General features: G+C 67.1%; 14 protein-coding genes. 6 read left to right on the forward strand and 8 right to left on the reverse strand.

From position 1 onward, the window contains the following. Positions 1-123: 123 nt before the first annotated feature. Together ACYCAX_RS08975 and ACYCAX_RS08980 are read left to right on the forward strand one after the other, a co-directional pair. On the forward strand, positions 124-2,421 hold the full coding sequence (locus tag ACYCAX_RS08975; RefSeq protein ID WP_015475775.1) for a TonB-dependent receptor: 2,298 nt from the start codon (positions 124-126) through the stop codon (positions 2,419-2,421). 164 nt (positions 2,422-2,585) lie between these two features. Next, a complete protein-coding gene (locus ACYCAX_RS08980) occupies positions 2,586-5,129 on the forward strand; it encodes a PepSY domain-containing protein (RefSeq protein ID WP_460247894.1) in 2,544 nt (847 codons plus the stop codon). Positions 5,130-5,354: 225 nt separating this feature from the next. Here the strand turns inward: ACYCAX_RS08980 and lpxO are convergent, their stop codons facing one another. Continuing rightward, positions 5,355-6,254, reverse strand: a complete 900-nt coding sequence (gene lpxO / locus ACYCAX_RS08985) for a lipid A hydroxylase LpxO (protein ID WP_086009594.1) — start codon at positions 6,252-6,254, stop codon at positions 5,355-5,357. 130 nt (positions 6,255-6,384) lie between these two features. On the opposite strand from lpxO, the gene ACYCAX_RS08990 reads away from it, so the two are divergent. Genes ACYCAX_RS08990 through ACYCAX_RS09000 form a run of 3 tightly spaced genes read left to right on the forward strand, consistent with a single transcriptional unit; the run spans position 6,385 to position 8,728 of the window. Beyond that, on the forward strand, positions 6,385-7,140 hold the full coding sequence (locus ACYCAX_RS08990; protein WP_460247829.1) for a 5-oxoprolinase subunit PxpA: 756 nt from the start codon (positions 6,385-6,387) through the stop codon (positions 7,138-7,140). Beyond that, the gene (gene pxpB, locus ACYCAX_RS08995; protein WP_460247830.1) at positions 7,137-7,814 is read left to right on the forward strand and encodes a 5-oxoprolinase subunit PxpB; all 678 of its coding nucleotides are present in this window, start codon (positions 7,137-7,139) and stop codon (positions 7,812-7,814) included. Before ACYCAX_RS08990 ends, pxpB begins: the two co-directional genes overlap by 4 nt. Continuing rightward, a complete protein-coding gene (locus tag ACYCAX_RS09000) occupies positions 7,811-8,728 on the forward strand; it encodes a 5-oxoprolinase subunit C family protein (protein WP_460247831.1) in 918 nt (305 codons plus the stop codon). The genes pxpB and ACYCAX_RS09000 overlap by 4 nt, the downstream gene beginning before the upstream one ends. 141 nt (positions 8,729-8,869) lie before the next feature. Here ACYCAX_RS09000 and ACYCAX_RS09005 read toward each other — a convergent pair whose 3' ends face one another. Beyond that, positions 8,870-9,364, reverse strand: coding sequence for an Lrp/AsnC family transcriptional regulator (locus tag ACYCAX_RS09005; RefSeq protein ID WP_294978449.1), 495 nt, complete (start codon positions 9,362-9,364; stop codon positions 8,870-8,872). Between the two features lie 134 nt (positions 9,365-9,498). Between ACYCAX_RS09005 and ACYCAX_RS09010 the strand changes: the two genes are divergently transcribed. Next, positions 9,499-10,125 (forward strand): LysE family translocator, encoded by a 627-nt coding sequence (locus ACYCAX_RS09010; protein WP_294978447.1) that lies wholly within the window; start codon positions 9,499-9,501, stop codon positions 10,123-10,125. Between the two features lie 92 nt (positions 10,126-10,217). Here ACYCAX_RS09010 and ACYCAX_RS09015 read toward each other — a convergent pair whose 3' ends face one another. The 6 genes from ACYCAX_RS09015 to ACYCAX_RS09040 form a co-directional block, all read right to left on the reverse strand. Beyond that, on the reverse strand, positions 10,218-10,868 hold the full coding sequence (locus tag ACYCAX_RS09015; protein WP_460247832.1) for a hypothetical protein: 651 nt from the start codon (positions 10,866-10,868) through the stop codon (positions 10,218-10,220). Between the two features lie 148 nt (positions 10,869-11,016). Continuing rightward, entirely contained in the window at positions 11,017-11,988 is a 972-nt protein-coding gene (locus tag ACYCAX_RS09020; protein WP_460247833.1) for a peptide ABC transporter ATP-binding protein, read from the reverse strand. Then, positions 11,985-12,962: an ABC transporter ATP-binding protein gene (locus ACYCAX_RS09025; protein ID WP_460247834.1), complete on the reverse strand. Its 978-nt coding sequence runs from the start codon at positions 12,960-12,962 to the stop codon at positions 11,985-11,987. Before ACYCAX_RS09025 ends, ACYCAX_RS09020 begins: the two co-directional genes overlap by 4 nt. 133 nt (positions 12,963-13,095) lie before the next feature. After that, positions 13,096-14,007 carry an ABC transporter permease subunit gene (locus ACYCAX_RS09030; RefSeq protein WP_015475786.1) on the reverse strand — a complete coding sequence of 304 codons (912 nt, stop codon included), beginning with the start codon at positions 14,005-14,007 and terminating at the stop codon, positions 13,096-13,098. 12 nt (positions 14,008-14,019) lie between these two features. Next, the gene (locus ACYCAX_RS09035) at positions 14,020-15,030 is read right to left on the reverse strand and encodes an ABC transporter permease subunit (RefSeq protein ID WP_460247835.1); all 1,011 of its coding nucleotides are present in this window, start codon (positions 15,028-15,030) and stop codon (positions 14,020-14,022) included. Positions 15,031-15,094: 64 nt separating this feature from the next. Next, positions 15,095-16,690: an ABC transporter substrate-binding protein gene (locus ACYCAX_RS09040; protein WP_460247836.1), complete on the reverse strand. Its 1,596-nt coding sequence runs from the start codon at positions 16,688-16,690 to the stop codon at positions 15,095-15,097. Position 16,691 lies beyond the last annotated feature (1 nt).

Genomic DNA, 16,691 nt, shown 5'->3' on the forward strand with positions numbered 1-16,691 from the left:
CGGAGCGGTCACAAAGTGTAAATCTTGTAAATCATCTGCGTTTGAGAATATCTGGTAATTGATACAAATTCTTAATTGCACTAGATTGCGCGGCCTTCATGAGCCCCTGGGGAGGGATTTGCAATGTCGCGCCAATCGTCCGATCTCGCCGGCAACACGCCGCGCCTTCTGGCATCCGCCGTCGGTGTCGCCATCACCGCCATGTCCGGCAGCCACCTGGCCCATGCCGCCGATTCCTCGGAAAAGAAACCAAGCCAGGACGTGCTGTCCCTGGACGCCGATACCGTCGTCGGCACCCAGCAGGACCCGACCACCTACAACGTCGAGAAGTCCGCGTCGAAGAAATACACCGCCCCGCTGCTGGATACGCCGCGTTCGGTGACCGTGGTGCCGCAGCAGGTGATCAAGGACACCGGCGCGCTGACCCTGCAGGACGCCCTGCGCACCGTGCCGGGCATCACCTTCGGCGCCGGCGAGGGCGGCAACCCGACTGGCGACCGTCCGTTCATCCGTGGCTTCGACGCGCAGAGCGACACCTACGTCGACGGCGTCCGCGATACTGGCGCGCAATCCCGCGAGGTCTTCAACCTCGAGCAGATCGAAGTCAGCAAGGGCCCGAACTCGGCCTTCGGCGGCCGTGGTTCGGCCGGCGGCAGCCTGAACCTGATCAGCAAGCAGGCCAAGGCCGGCAACTTCACCGACGGCAGCTTCACCTACGGTTCCGACCAGACCCGCCGCTACACCCTGGACACCAATCAAGAGTTCCTCGACGGCAACGCCGCCTTCCGCCTGAACCTGATGACCCACGACCAGAACGTTGCCGGCCGCCAGGCGGTGGACGCCAGCCGCTGGGGCATCGCGCCGTCCGTGACCTTCGGCCTCAATGGCCCGACCCGCGTCACCGTCAGTCACTACCACCTGGAAAGCGACGACACCCCGGACTCGGGCATCCCGTACGCCAAGAGCGCCGACCGCAGCAAGCACAACCCGGACAAGCCGGTGAACGTCGACCGCGACAACTACTACGGCCTGGAAGACCGCGACTTCTCCAAGAGCCGCGTGGACACCAGCACCATCACCGTCGAGCACGACTTCAACGACAATCTGAGCCTGCGCAACACCACGCGCTACGGCACCAGCCACATCGACTACATCTGGACCCAGCCGGACGACAGCCAGGGCAACATCAACAACGGCAGCGTGTGGCGGCGCAACAACAACCGCGTCGGGACCACCACCACCGCGACCAACCAGACCGACCTGTTCGGCGAGTTCTACCTGGCAGGCTTCAAGAACAGCTTCACCACCGGCCTCGAGTTCACCCGTGAGGACAGCAAGCGCGACGGCTACACGGTCGACACCAACACCGGCCTGAACAACAACAAGTGCAACCCGTCGATCATCGGCGCGCCCAGCGGCTACAACTGCACCAGCCTGGAAAACCCGAACCCGCACGATCCGTGGAACGGCAGCATCACCCGCAACTACAAGCCGCTGAACACCGTCGGCACCACCAAGGCCATCTACGGTTTCGACACCATCGACCTGAACGAGCAATGGCAGGTCAACCTCGGCGTGCGCTTCGACAGCTTCGAGACCACCGCGAAGAACCACAACGCATCGCCCGCCAGCAAGCTCGAAGACAGCTCCAACTTCTGGAACTGGCAGGCCGGCGTGGTCTACAAGCCGGCGCCCAACGGCAGCATCTACGCCTCCTACGCCACCTCGGCGACGCCGCCGGGCAGCATGCTGGACAACGGCGACAGTTCCAACGCGGTCGACGCCTTTGCGGTGAAGAACAGCCTCGAGCCGGAAGAGACCACTAACTACGAGATCGGCACCAAGTGGAACTTCCTCGACGAGCGCCTGGAACTGACTGCCGCGATCTTCCGCACCGACAAGGACAACGCGCGCATCCTGGTGGCGCCGCAGACCTACGACAACGCCGGTGAGTCCCGCGTCGACGGCCTGGAACTGAGCGCCAGCGGCAAGCTGACCGACAAGTGGAAGGTCTTCGCCGGCTACAGCTACCTCGACAGCGAACTGGTGAAAGCCGGTCGCGCCGGCCGTAACGGCAACATCAACGCCAGCGCGCCGTCCAACAACGGCAACCAGATGCCCAACACGCCGAAGAACAGCTTCAGCCTGTGGACCACCTACGACATCCTGCCCAACGCCACCATTGGCGGCGGCACCTTCTATGTCGACAAGGTCTACGGCGACGTGGCCAACACCATGTACGTCCCGGACTACTGGCGCTACGACGCGATGGCCGCCTACAAGCTGACCAAGAACGTCGACTTCCAGCTCAACGTGCAGAACGTCTTCGACAAGAAGTACTTCGACAAGGCCTACGCCTCGCACTACGCGAACCAGGCGGCCGGCCGCACCGTGCTGCTGTCCACCAACTTCCACTTCTAAGGCTCGCCTGCTGGCGAACCACCCCGGCCGACGCTCCTCGGCCGGGGTTTTTGTTTGTTGGCCGCCAGGTTTGGGTAAAGGTTGTAAAAATCGGCTGCATTTGCGAGCTGTTCTCAATAAAATTCCGCCCCGCGCGAAGGGCGGCATGACGTGAGGCCACGGTGTTGAAGAAAGTCTGGTTCCAGTTGCATTGGCTGTTCGGCATCAGCGCCGGTTTGGTGCTGGCGCTGATGGGCCTGAGCGGGGCGATGCTGTCGTTCCAGGACGAAATCCTGCGCGCCGTGAATCCCGCCAGCCTCACCGTGGAAAAGCGCGCCGAGGGCACGTTGCCGATGGACGAACTGATCCATCGGGTGGAGAGCGCCGAGCCGGGCAAGAAAGTCGCCTTCGTCTGGGTGACCCTCGACGGCGACCAGGCCAGCCGTCTCTTCTACACGCCCAAGCCGGGCCAGCGCCGGGGCGAATCGCGCTACGTCGACCCGTACACCGCCCAGTTCCTGCCGGCGCCCAGGGGCGAAGGCTTCTTCAACTTCATCATGCAGCTGCACCGCTTCCTCGCCGCGGGCGAGCTGGGCAAACAGGTCACCGCCGCCAGTACGCTGATCCTGCTCTACCTGTGCCTCTCCGGCCTGTACCTGCGCTGGCCGCGCAAGGCCCTGAACTGGCGCGCCTGGCTGACCTTCGACTGGGCCAAGAAGGGCCGGGCGTTCAACTGGGACCTGCATGCCGTGGCCGGTACCTGGTGCCTGGCGTTCTACCTCCTGGCAGCCCTGAGCGGCCTGTACTGGTCCTACGACTGGTACCGGAGCGGCCTGTTCAAGCTGCTCGACGACACCCCGGCCGGCCAGCCCAAGGGGCTGCGTGGCGGCAAGCGCGGCCCGGCGCCCAAGGGCCCGCCGCCGGTGGTCGATGCAAGCGCCGTCTGGGCCACCATCGAGCAGACCGGCGGCGCCGCGATGACCGCCTACAACCTGCGCCTGCCGCCGGTGAAAGGCCAGCCGGCAACCGTCTTCTACCTCCTCGACGACGCCGCCCACGAGCGCGCCTTCAATGAGATGACCATCGACCCGGCCAGCGGCAAGCTCCTGGCCGACAAGCGCTACACCGACAGTTCCTTCGGCAAGCAACTGCTGACCAGCGTCTATGCCCTGCACGTGGGCAGCTATTTCGGCCTCGCCGGGCGCATCCTGATGATGCTGGCGAGCCTGTCGATGCCGCTGTTCTTCATCACCGGCTGGCTGCTCTACCTCGACCGCCGTCGCAAGCAGCGCGCGGCCCAGGCCGCCCGTGGCGAGCTCGACACGCGTACGGTCGTCGGCGACGCCTGGCTGGTGGGCTACGCCAGCCAGAGCGGCCTCGCCGAGCAACTGGCCTGGCAGAGCGCCGGGCAATTGCAGGCCGCCGGCCTGCCGGTGCGCGTCGAGCCGCTGGCGAAGCTGGACCGCGCGCAACTGGAGCAGACCCGCAACGCGCTGTTCGTGGTCAGCACCTTCGGCGACGGCGAGGCCCCGGACAACGCCCGTGGCTTCGAGCGCCACCTGCTGGGCCAGAGCCTGGGGCTGGGCGACCTGCGCTATGCCGTCCTTGCCCTCGGCGATCGCCAGTACGAGCACTTCTGTGGCTTCGCCCGTCGCCTGCAAGGCTGGCTGCAAGGACAGGGCGCGCGGGCGCTGTTCGATGGCGTCGAGGTGGACAATGGCGATGCCGCCGCGCTGCACGACTGGCAGCGGCGCCTGGCCGAACTCTCCGGCGCCGCGCCGCAGGCCGCGTTCAGCGCGCCGGCCTTCGAAGTCTGGACGCTGGCTGGCCGCGAGCACCTCAATCCGGGCAGCCAGGGCGAACCCACCTGGCTGCTGCGCCTGGCCGCGCCGAACGATTCGCGGATCGACTGGAGCGCCGGCGACCTGGTGGAGATCGCCCCGCGCCAACCGGCGTTCCTGGTCGAGGCCTGGCTGGATCGCCTCGGCCTGGACGGCGGTTCGACCATCCAGGCCGAGGGGATCGCCACCTCGCTGAAGATCGCCCTGGCCGGCTGCCTGCTGCCGGGTAACCTCGAACACCTGGTAGGCCTGCATGGCCAGGCGGTGTACGACGCGTTGATCAAGCTGTCCGTGCGCCAGTACTCCATCGCCTCGTTGCGCAGCGATGGCGCGCTGGAGCTGATCGTGCGCCAGGAACAGCACGCCGACGGCTCGCTGGGCATCTGCTCCGGCTGGCTCACCGCGTACCTGCCGGAGGGCGGCAGCCTGCTGCTGCGCCTGCGGCGCAACCGCAGCTTCCACCTGTGCGAGGCGGATCGCCCGCTGATCCTGATCGGCAACGGCACGGGCCTGGCCGGGCTGCGCAGCCTGCTGCGGGCCAGCATCGCCGAGGGGCGCCGGCGTAATTGGCTGCTGTTCGGCGAGCGCAATCTCGCCCATGACTTCTACTGCCGCGAGGAGCTGGAAAGCGCGCTGGCGCGGGGCGAACTGCAGCGCCTGGACGTCGCCTTCTCCCGCGACCAGGCCGAGAAGATCTACGTGCAGGACCGCCTGCGCGCCAGCGGTGAAGTGCTCGCCCAATGGCTGGACGAGGGTGCGCTGATCTACGTCTGCGGCAGCCTGCAGGGCATGGCCGAAGGCGTCGACCGCGCGCTGCGCGAGATGCTTGGCGATGCCCAGGTCGAGGAGTTGCTGGAGACTGGGCGCTACCGGCGCGACGTTTATTGATCCGGCGTTGAGCGTAGCCAGTCGCGACGACGTGACGAGCTTTTTTGTAGGAGCGAGCTTGCTCGCGAACAGATATCCCGGCAGCTCCGGAGCTGGGTCGGTTCGCGAGCAAGCTCGCTCCTACAGGGAAAGACCGCACTGCGTTCCAGGCGGTGCAAAGCAAGAGGCACCCGCCTAAGCGGAGGCCTTTTTGATTTCAGGGCCTGGCTCAGATCCTGCGGCGACTCATATCCACAGGAACAGCGCCAGCACCGCCGCGAAGAACCCCCACTTCTGCAGGTAGTACAGCTTGCGGTTGCGCTTCTTCAGCGCCTTGCCGTGCAGGCGGATCCTGTACAGCGAGGCAAAGGCGCGGTTGATGCCGCCGGTCTTGTCGCCCGCGTCGTTCGGCGAGGCGGCGGCGGCCATCACGTTGCGGCTGAACCAGCGGTTGAACGCTGTGGCCCAGCGGTACTTCAGCGGCCGCTCGATGTCGCAGAAGAGGATCACCCGGTCATGCCCGGTGGTGTTCTCGGCATAGTGGATGTAGGTCTCGTCGAACACCACCGCTTCGCCGTCGCGCCAGTGGTAGCGCTCGCCGTCCACCTCGATGAAGCAGCCCGGATCGTTCGGCGTCATCAGCCCCAGGTGGTAGCGCACGGAACCGGCGTAGGGGTCGCGGTGGCGCACCAGGCGCGAGCCCGGCGGCAGTTCGGCGAACATCGCCGCCTTGACCGAGGGAATCCGCCGCAGCAGCTCGGTGGTCTTCGGGCACAGCGCATCGGCGGACGGATGGCTGTCGTCGTACCACTTCAGGTAGAAGCGCTTCCAGCCGGTCTTGAAGAAGGAGTTGAAGCCCACGTCGTTGAGCTGTTCGGAACGCTTGATGCTGCCGGCGTCGCGCAGGTGCAGGGCTTCGCTGCGGATGGTTTCCCAGTTCTCGGTCAGCAGGCGCATCTCGGGAAAATCGTCGGTCGCCAGGTACGGGCGGCTCGGTACCCTGGAGAACAGGTACATGATGCAGTTGATCGGCGCCAGGAAGCTGGAGTGGTCGGTCAACTGGCGCGTGAACTTGTGACGCACCCGTCCGCGCAGGTGGACATAAACGATGCTCAGGCCGAAGGCGGCCAGGATGGCGGCTTTGATCATTCGGAGAAGGTATCCGCGGATAGAGACCGTGAATGGTACTCCTCCTAATCGTGAGTGAGTATTCTCCGAAGGCCAAAGGCCAGTGTCTGTTTTAACCTGTAGGAAATTTCGAAGGATGGTGAGGCCGATGACCGAGCGCACGACGCGGATCCTGCTCAACTGCGACATGGGCGAAAGTTTCGGTGCCTGGAGCATGGGCGACGACACCCATGCCATGCCGCTGATCGACCAGGCCAACCTGGCCTGCGGCTACCATGCGGGCGACCCGCTGACCATGCAGCGCACCGTTCGCCTGGCGGTAGAGCAGGGCGTCAGCATTGGCGCACACCCGGCCTACCCGGACCTGGCCGGCTTCGGCCGCCGGCACCTGAGCTGCTCGCCCGAGGAAGTGCGGGCGCTGGTGCTCTACCAGGTCGGCGCCCTGGACGCCTTCTGCCGCGCCGCCGGCACCCGCGTCGATTACGTGAAGCCCCACGGCGCGCTGTACAACGACCTGGTGCGGGACGACGCGCTGCTCAGTGCCGTGCTCGACGCCTGCGCCGCCTACCGCAAGGGCCTGCCGCTGATGGTACTGGCCCTGGCCGACAACCGCCGCGAACTGCAACTGGCCGATGCCGCCGACGTACCGCTGATGTTCGAGGCCTTCGCCGACCGCGCCTACCTGCCCGATGGCCAGCTCGCCCCGCGCCGCCTGCCCGATGCCGTGCACCACGAACCACAGCGCATCCTCGACCAGGCCCTGGCGATTGCCCGTGGCGAGCCCTTCCCGGACATCGACGGCAACCCGCTGCGCCTGCGCGCCGACAGCCTCTGCGTGCACGGCGACAACCCCGAATCCCTGGCGGTGCTACGGCGCCTGCGTGGCCTGCTGGACCAGGCATGATCCGTGTCGAAGCCTTCGGCGCCACGGCGCTGCTGATCACCCTCGCCGAGCAGCCCGACGAAGCGCTGCCGCTTCGCATCGCTTGCCTTGCCGAGCGACTGCGCGCCGAGTTGGGCGCGGCATTGACGGATTGTGTGCCCGGCTGGACCACCCTGTTGCTGCACTATGACCTGCTGCGTATCGACCTGCCGCAACTGCAGGGCCGCGTCCGGGCGGCGCTGGCGGACTGGCCGGGCGAACCGCAGGCGAGTAGCCCCGGCCGCCTGCATGAAATCGCCGTGTGGTATGCCGGTGAGGACCTGGCTGAAGTCGGCCGGCTGTGTGGGCTCACGTCCACTCAGGTCATCTCCCTGCACGCCGGCCGTGACTATCGCGTCGGCGCGATCGGCTTTTCCCCCGGCTTCGCTTACCTCGGTGAGCTGGACGAACGACTCGCCCTGCCACGCCGGGCCACGCCGCGCACGCACGTGCCCGCCGGCAGCCTGGCAATCGCCGAGCGGCAGACGGCGGTTTATCCACAGGCCTCGCCCGGCGGCTGGCATCTGCTCGGTCGCACCGCGCAGCGATTGTTCGATCCGTGGCGGGAGCCGCCCTGTCCGCTGGCGGTGGGCGACCGGGTACGCTTCGTACCCATCGACGAAGCGGCCTACCATGCCGCCGGTGGCGAGCCATGAGCCTGACGGTGATCGCCTGCGGCCCGCTGTGCCTGTTGCAGGATGGCGGGCGCCACGGCTGGCAGGGACTGGGCGTATCGCCCGGCGGCCCCGTGGATCGGCACGCGGCGGCCTGGGCGAATCGATTGCTTGGCAATGGCCGCGATACGCCGCTGCTGGAGATAGCCCTGGGCGGCGTGGAGCTGGATGCGCGGTCGGACACCTGGCTGGCGCTGACGGGCGCCGAGCTGCCGGCCTGTCTCGACGGCGAGCCGCTACCGGCCTGGTCACGTTTTCGCGTGCGGGCGGGACAGCGCCTGAAACTGGGTTTTGCCCGTGCCGGGCAGCGGGCCTGTCTCGCCGTTGCCGGAGGCTTCCGGGTCCGAGCGGTGCTGGGCAGCGTCTCGACCCATGCGCGGGAAAAACTCGGCGGCCTGTCCGGCGATGGCCAGCCGCTCTCCGTGGGCGACGTGCTGGAGTGCGCCGACGAGGGCGCGCGTTTCACGCAGGGGGCGAGTGTGCCCTGGTCCTATCGGCCGGATTATCGCGAGCCCCCCGCCTTGCGCGTGCTGCCGGGCCCGGATGCGTTCACGGCCGCACAACGGCAAGCCTTCTTCCGCCAGCCCTGGCGGATCAGCCCGCAATCCGACCGCATGGGCGTGCGCCTGCGCGGCGAGGCGCTGGAGGCGCCGCGCCGGCAATGGTCGCTGGGCGTGGTGGACGGCGCCATCCAGGTACCGCCGGACGGCCAGCCGATCATCCTGCTGGCCGACCGTCAGAGCATGGGCGGCTACCCCGTACTCGGCGTGCTGCACCCGCTGGACATCGGTCGCCTGGCGCAATGCCCGGCGCACAGCGAGGTGCGCTTCGCCCCGGCGAGCGTGGAACAGGCGCAAGCGGACCTGCGCGCATTCCTGCGCTTCTTCGCTACTTAGTGGCCTGTGTGGCTAATTCGACTAATCAATTTCGGCGCCAGGCTTCGCCATACTGCGTTGCCGCTCCTCACCGTAGCCCTGCTACGACTCGTTGCGGCGCCTTGTCTGGCAAACCCTGGCACTCGAACTTCAATTGCCGAATCAGCCGTACAGGCCACTAGGCAGGTGCCGCAGCGGCAGAGGCGCCGACTCCTTCACCGTCTGGATCGCGAAATTGCTACGGATGTCGCTGACGCCCGGCAGCTTGAGCAGGGTGCCGGTGAGGAACTGCTCATAGGCGCGCAGGTCGGGCAGCACGACCTGCAACAGGAAGTCCGACTCGCCGCTGACCAGGTGCACCGAGATCACCTCCGGCAGGTCGATCACCGCCTGGCGAAAGGCGGCGGCACTGGTGTCGCTGTGGCGCTCGACCTTCACCCCGACGAAGACCGTCAGTCCCAGTCCGACTTCGTCGCGGCCCAGTTCGGCGTGGTAGCCGCGGATCATCCCGGCTTCCTCCAGCAGGCGCACCCGGCGCAGGCAGGGGGAGGGCGAGAGGCCGATTTCCTCGGCCAGTTCCACGTTGCTCAGGCGGCCGTCGCGTTGCAGGGAGGCGAGGATGCGGTGGTCGTAGGCGTCCAGCTTGGGAATTGGCATAAGCGGATACTCGTTGGCTTTCTGCTTGGCAGAATATGCCAAACAGCATCGTGATGCTGGCCGAATACGCAAGCACCTGCCTCGGCTTTCGGGCATAGAATCCCTATCCGCAATGACTGTTTCGGAGCGGATTGATGGATATCGGTGTGTTCCTGCTGGCCCTGGCGATGGTCTACCTGCTGCCGGGGCCGGACATGATTCTCCTGTTGCACACCGGTGCCCGCGACGGCTGCCGTGCCGCGCTGGCCACGGCGCTCGGCCTTGGCCTGGCGCGCGCCTGTCATGTGGCGCTGGCGGCAACCGGCCTGGCGCTGCTGTTCCGCAGCGCGCCCTGGACCTTCGATGCGGTGCGCGTTGGCGGCGGCCTCTACCTGGCCTGGATCGGCCTGCAACTGCTGCGCGCGCCGGTCGGTCCGACCGTGGACAGCGCCGAACGCGCGAAAGCCCCGGCGAGCTATCGACGGGCCTTGCGCCGCGGTGTGCTGACCAACCTGCTCAACCCCAAGGCGCTGCTGTTCTGTTCGGTGCTGCTGCCGCAATTCATCCAGCCGCAGAACGGCCCGCTGGCCGTGCAGTTCGCGCTGCTGGGCGGCGTGCTGGTGCTGGTGGGGCTGGGCTTCGACAGCTTCTACGCGGTCAGCGGTGAGCGCATGGGGCGCTGGCTGGCGCGGCACAGGACGATGCAGCGGGTGCAGCAGTGGGGCTTCGGCGGCATCCTGCTGGGCTTCGGCGTACGCCTGGCGCTGATCCGCGACCTTTGAACTGGGGCTTTTCGTAGGAGCGAGCTTGCTCGCGAACGGCCCCAGCTCCGCTGCCAGGAGGTTCGCGAGCAAGCTCCTACGGGGTGTTTCCCTCAGAGGTCTTCCGGCTGGATTTTCCACAGGCGCGCTACGGAAGGCCTATGCGGATTGCGCGCGACGACCAGCAACCCGAGGTCGCCGCCGCGCAGTTCCTTCAGAAGTTGCTCGCCCGTGCGTTGCTGCATGCTTTCGGCCAGATGCCCCAGGGCGATGGCGGCCGCCGCCGGATGAGTGGCGACGGGCACGTAGCTTCCGCCGTCCATGTCCAGCACGACGTGCTTCTCGCCCGGCTCCGGGGTGGGGATGTGCAGGTTGGCCTTGAGCAATCGGGCCATCGCCTCGTTGCGCTGCGCGGCGGTGAGTTGGCCCTGCGGCAAGGCGCGTTCCAGTGGATAGAACTCGTCCGTCGGCTCCGCTTCCGGTTTCGCTGCGCAAGGTGTGGTGGGCGTCTTCACGGAGATTGGCGCGGGCGATGCCACTGGCGCTGCCGGGGGCGCGGCGAAGTCCGGTTCTTCCTGGCCAAGGCCGTCCCAGTCGATCCCGTCGAGATCGATCTCCGGCTGGGCCTTCTTCCTCGGAGCCGCCTTCTTCCGCGAATTCACGGCCGCGCGAATGTCCAGTCGCCGCTGGCGCTTCCACTTGTGGATCTGGACATTGGCGACGATGGCGGCAGCGAGGATGAGCAGGAGGAAGAACAGCAGCATGAATGGCCCGGTCCTGTGGATGACGGCCACTGCGGTGGGGCAGTGGCGGGGCGCCCCCCTGGCGGGACAGGGCGGATCAGGCGGTCAGCCTGTTCCGGCTCAGCTGTATCCGAAAGGATGGGCCGGCCTAAGACCGGCCCATTTCGTTTCAGTTCAGGAACTGTTCCGCGTGATGGCAGGCCACCTGGCGCTCATCCAGCAAACGCAGTTCCGGCACTTCGCTCCTGCAACGCTCGGTGGCATACGGGCAGCGCTTGTGGAAGGCGCAGCCACTGGGCGGGTTGAGCGGGTTGGGCAGCTCGCCCTGGATCTTGATCTTGGGCTTGTCCGGATCGGGATGGATGACCGGGGTCGCCGAGAGCAGGGCCTGGGTGTAGGGGTGCAACGGGCGTTCATAGAGCTTTTCCGCCGGCCCCATTTCCGCCGGGCGGCCGAGGTACATCACCAGCACGTCGTCGGCCACGTGGCGGACCACGGCGAGGTTGTGCGAGATGAACACGTAGGCGGTGCCGTACTCCTCCTGCAGGTCCATGAACAGGTTGAGCACCTGGGCCTGGATCGACACGTCCAGTGCCGAGGTCGGCTCGTCCGCCACCAGCACTTTCGGCCGCAGCATCATGGCGCGGGCCAGGGCGATGCGCTGGCGCTGGCCGCCGGAGAACATGTGCGGGTAGCGCTGGTAGTGCTCGGGGCGCAGGCCGACCTGCTTCATCATCGCCTGCACCCGCTCGCGGCGTTCGGTGCGCGACAGGCTGGTGTTGATCAGCAGCGGTTCGGCCAGCTGGTCGCCGATCTTCTGTCGTGGATTGAGCGAGGCGTAGGGGTTCTGGAAGACCATCTGCACGTCGCGGCGCAGTTGCTTGCGCGTCTCGTGGTTGGCGCCCTTCACCTCGTGGCCGGCGATCTGCAGGGAGCCTGCGGTGGGTTCCTCGATCAGGGTCAGCGCCCGGGCGAGCGTGGACTTGCCGCAGCCGGATTCGCCGACCACGGCCAGCGTCTTGCCGGCCTGCAGCTCGAAGGATACGCCGTTGAGCGCGCGGACCAGGGCGTGCGGCTTGAACAGGCCCTGGGAGATTTCGTAGTGACGGGTCAGGTCGCGGGCGGTCAGGACGGCGCTCATCGGGCCACCTCGGTGTTCAGGTTGAGCGGGTAGAAGCAGCGCACGGCGCCGCGCTCATGGGGTTCCAGAGCCGGACGCACCGTGCGGCAGTTGTCCTGCACGTAAGGGCAACGCGGCGACAGCAGGCAGCCCTGCGGCCGATCGTACTTGCCGGGGACGATGCCGGGCAGGGTGGCCAGGCGCTCCTCGCCGGCGCTGTGCTCGGGAATCGCCTTGAGCAGCGCCTCGGTGTAGGGATGCGTCGGTGCGTCGAACAGCGCCGGCACGCCGTCGATCTCCACCGCCTGCCCCGCGTACATCACGCAGACGCGCTGGGCGGTTTCGGCCACCACGGCCAGATCGTGGGTGATCAGGATCAGTGCCATGCCCTGGTCGCGTTGCAGGTTCAGCAACAGTTCCATGATCTGCGCCTGGATGGTCACGTCCAGCGCGGTGGTCGGTTCGTCGGCGATCAGCAGCTTGGGCTCGCCGGCGATCGCCATGGCGATCGCCACGCGCTGGCTCATGCCGCCGGAGAGCTGGTGCGGGTAGGCCTCCAGGCGCTGCGCGGCGCCGGGGATTTCCACCCGTTCGAGCAGTTCCAGGGCGCGCTGGCGCAGCGCCTTGCCGCGCAGGCCGAGGTGCAGCTTGAGCACTTCCTCGATCTGGTAGCCGACGGTGAAGCTGGGGTTGAGCGCGGTCATCGGGTCCTGGAAGACCATGGCGATGTCCTTGCCGACGATGCGCCGCCGCTCGCGGCCCTTGAGGCGCAGCATGTCGGTGCCGTCGAACTGCATGGTGTCGGCGGTGATGATGCCGGGGGCGTCGATCAGGCCCATCAGGGCCATCATGGTCACGGATTTGCCGGAGCCGGATTCGCCGACGATGGCCAGGACTTCGCCCTTGTCCACGGCGAGGTCGAGGCCGTCCACCACCGGGACGGCGTTGCGGTCGCCGAAGCGGACCGAGAGATTGCGCAGGTCGAGGAGGCTCATACGGCGGTCTCCATCAGGCTTCTGTTCTTCTTGTAGGAGCGAGCTTGCTCGCGAACGGGGAGCGCGGAGGACGGCAGGTTCGCGAGCAAGCTCGCTCCTACAGCACATGCGAAAGTCATCATTGGTGTCTTCCTCACGCCGCGTTCTTCAGCTTCGGATCCAGCGCGTCGCGCAGGCCGTCGCCCATCAGGTTGATCGCCAGCACGCTGAGCAGGATGGTCAGGCCGGGCAGCGAGACGACCCACCAGGCGCGCTCGATGTAGTCGCGCGCGGAGGCCAGCATGGTGCCCCACTCGGGTGTCGGTGGCTGCACGCCGAGGCCGAGGAAGCCCAGGGCGGCGGCGTCGAGGATCGCCGAGGAGAAGCTCAGGGTGGCCTGCACGATCAGCGGCGCCATGCAGTTGGGCAGCACGGTGACGAACATCAGGCGCAGGGTGCCGGCGCCGGCCAGGCGCGAGGCGGTAACGTAGTCGCGGTTCAGCTCGCCCATCACGGCGGCGCGGGTCAGGCGCACATAGGCCGGCAGCGAGACGATGGCGATGGCGATCACGGTGTTGATCAGGCCCGGGCCGAGGATGGCGACGATGGCCACCGCCAGCAGCAGCGAGGGCAGGGCCAGCATGATGTCCATCAGGCGCATGATCACCGGGCCCAGACGGTTGGGCGAGAAGCCGGCGAACAGGCCGAGGATGATGCCGGGGATCATCGAGATCACCACCGAGGCCAGGCCGATCTTCAATGACAGTCGCGCGCCGTGCATCAGGCGCGAAAGCAGGTCGCGGCCCAGTTCGTCGGTGCCTAGCAGGAAGCGCATCTGCCCGCCTTCCTGCCACGCCGGCGGGGTCAGCAGGTACTCGCGGAACTGCCAGCTCGGATCATGGGGCGCCACCCAGGGGGCGAACAGCGCGCAGAACACGATGACCAGCATGAACAGCAGGCCGCCGACCGCGCCCTTGTTGCGCGAGAAGGCTTGCCAGAATTCTTTCAGCGGGGAGGGGTAGACCAGGCTCGGGTCGCTGGCGGGAGCTTTGGCGTTGGCATTCATGGCGTGGGCTCCTCAGCGTTGGTGGCGGATGCGTGGGTTGGCCAGACCGTAGAGGATGTCCACGGTGAAGTTGACCAGGATCACCAGGGTCGCCACCAGGAGGATGCCGTTCTGCACCACCGGATAGTCGCGGCGGCTGATCGCATCGATCAGCCATTTGCCGATGCCCGGCCAGGAGAAGATGGTCTCGGTGAGCACGGCACCGGCGAGCAGCGTGCCGACCTGCAGGCCGAACACGGTGAGTACCGGGATCATGGCGTTGCGCAGGGCGTGGATGAACACCACGCGGGCCGGCGACAGGCCCTTGGCGCGGGCGGTGCGCACATAGTCCTCGCGCAGCACTTCGAGCATCGCCGAGCGGGTCATGCGGGCGATCACCGCCAGCGGGATGGTGCCCAGCACGATGGCCGGCAGGATCAGGTGGCGCACGGCGTCCACGAAGGCGCCTTCCTCATCCGAGAGCAGCGTGTCGATGAGCATGAAGCCGGTCACAGGCGGAATGTCGTAGAGCAGGTCCAGGCGTCCGGACACCGGCGTCCAACCCAGGCTCACGGAGAACAGCATGATCAGGATCAGGCCCCACCAGAAGATCGGCATCGAGTAGCCGGCCAGGGAGATGGTCATCACCCCGTGATCGAACAGTGAGCCGCGCTTGAGGGCGGCGATCACCCCGGCCAGCAGGCCGAAGGTGCCGGCGAACAGCAGGGCCGCCAGCGACAGTTCGAGGGTGGCAGGGAACAGGGTGAGGAACTCGTGCCAGACACTGTCGCGGGTGGTCAGCGATTCGCCGAGATCGCCCTGGGCGAGGTTGCCGATGTAGTCCAGGTACTGCTGGTAGAGCGGCTTGTCGAGGCCGAGACGGTGCATGGCTTCGGCGTGCATCTGCGGATCGACGCGGCGCTCACCCATCATCACTTCCACCGGGTCGCCGGGGATCAGGCGGATCAGCGCGAAGGTCAGCAGGGTGACGCCGAAGAAGGTCGGGATCAGCAACCCGAAGCGGCGGGCAATGAAACTGAGCATGGTGGCGGAGGACTCCTCATCGCGCGGCTGCCCGCCGGAATGCTGGCGGGCGCCGCTTTTCTTGTCACTTCACCCGGGTTTCGGAAACCCGCACGTCGGCGAAGTTGTTATTGCTTAGCGGGCTGATGGTGTAGCCCTCGATGTCGCTGCGGCGCACATTGAACAGCTTAGGATGCGCCAGGGGAATCCACGGCGCTTGCTCGTGGAATATCTTTGTCGCCTTTTCATAAAGTTCCTGCCGTTTCGATCGTTCGTCGGTGCGCCGGGCCTGCTGGATCAACGATTCGAAGGCCGCGTCGCACCAGCGCGCCTGGTTTTCCCCGGACTTCGCCGCGGCGCAGCTGAGGTTGGGGCTGAGGAAATTGTCCGGATCGCCGTTGTCGCCGGCCCAGCCGAGCAGCGAGAGGTCGTGTTCGCCGGCCTTGGAGCGCTTGAGCAGCTCGCCCCATTCCAGCGCGCGGATCTGCAGTTCGATGCCGACCTTGGCGAGATCCGCTTGCATCATCTGTGCCGCCAGTGCCGGATTGGGAATGGTCGGCGAGCTGCCGTTGCGGATGAACAGCGTCAGCTTCGCGCCCTCCGCCCCGGCCTCCTTCAGCAGGGCCCGGGCGCGCGCGGGGTCGTGCGGCCAGTCCTGGAGCCGCTCGTTGTAGCCGAGCAGCGTCGAGGGGTAGGGGTTGACCGCCGGCGTCGCCGCGCCGGGGCCGAACACCGCGTCCAGCAGCGCCTGCTTGTCGATCGCCAGGTTGATGGCCTGGCGCACGCGCGCGTCGCCCAGCGGCTTGTGTTGGGTATTGAGAGCGACGTAGGTGGTCAGCAGGGCGTCGGTGCTGTCCACCGCCAGGCCCGCTTCCTTCTGCAACTGCGGCACGTCGGTCGGCTTGGGGTAGAGCGCGACCTGGCACTCGCCGCGGCGCAGCTTCTGCATGCGCACGTTGGGGTCGAGGGTGATGGCGAACACCAGGTTGTCGATCGCCGGCTTGCCGCCGAAGTAGTCCGGATTGGCCTTGTAGCGGACCTGGGCGTCGCGGGCGTAGCGGCTGAAGACGAAGGGGCCGGTGCCGATCGGCTGGGCGTTGAGCCGGTCCTGCCGGCCGGCCTCGAGCAACTGGTCGCCGTACTCGGCCGAGTAGATGGAGGCGAAGCTCATGGCCATGTCGGCGAGGAAGGGCGCCTCCGGGTGGTTCAGGGTGAAGCGCACGGTCAGGTCGTCGAGCTTGTCCACCGACTTGATCAGCTCGCCCATGTTCATCGCTTCGAAGTAGGCGTAGCCGCGTGGCGCCGAATCGTGCCAGGGATGCTGCGGGTCCAGCGCGCGCCGGAAGCTCCAGAGCACGTCGTCGGCGTTGAAGTTGCGGTCGGGCTTGAAGTACGCGGTGCTGTGGAACTTCACCCCCGGGCGCAGGTGGAAGGTGTAGGCCAGCCCGTCGGGGCTGACCTCCCAGCTCTCCGCCAGGGACGGGACGATCTCCGTGGTGCCCGGGCGGAACGCCACCAGGCGGCTGAACAGCGTCTCGGCGGCGGCGTCGGCGGTGACCGCGCCGGTGTACTGGACGATGTCGAAGCCTTCCGGGCTGGCTTCGGTGCAGACCACCAGGTTCTGCGCCAGCGCGGGGCCGGCGCCGAGCGCCAGGAGCAGGGGCAGGTAGCGCGGGTTCATG

This window comes from Pseudomonas sp. MT3, assembly GCF_054720805.1.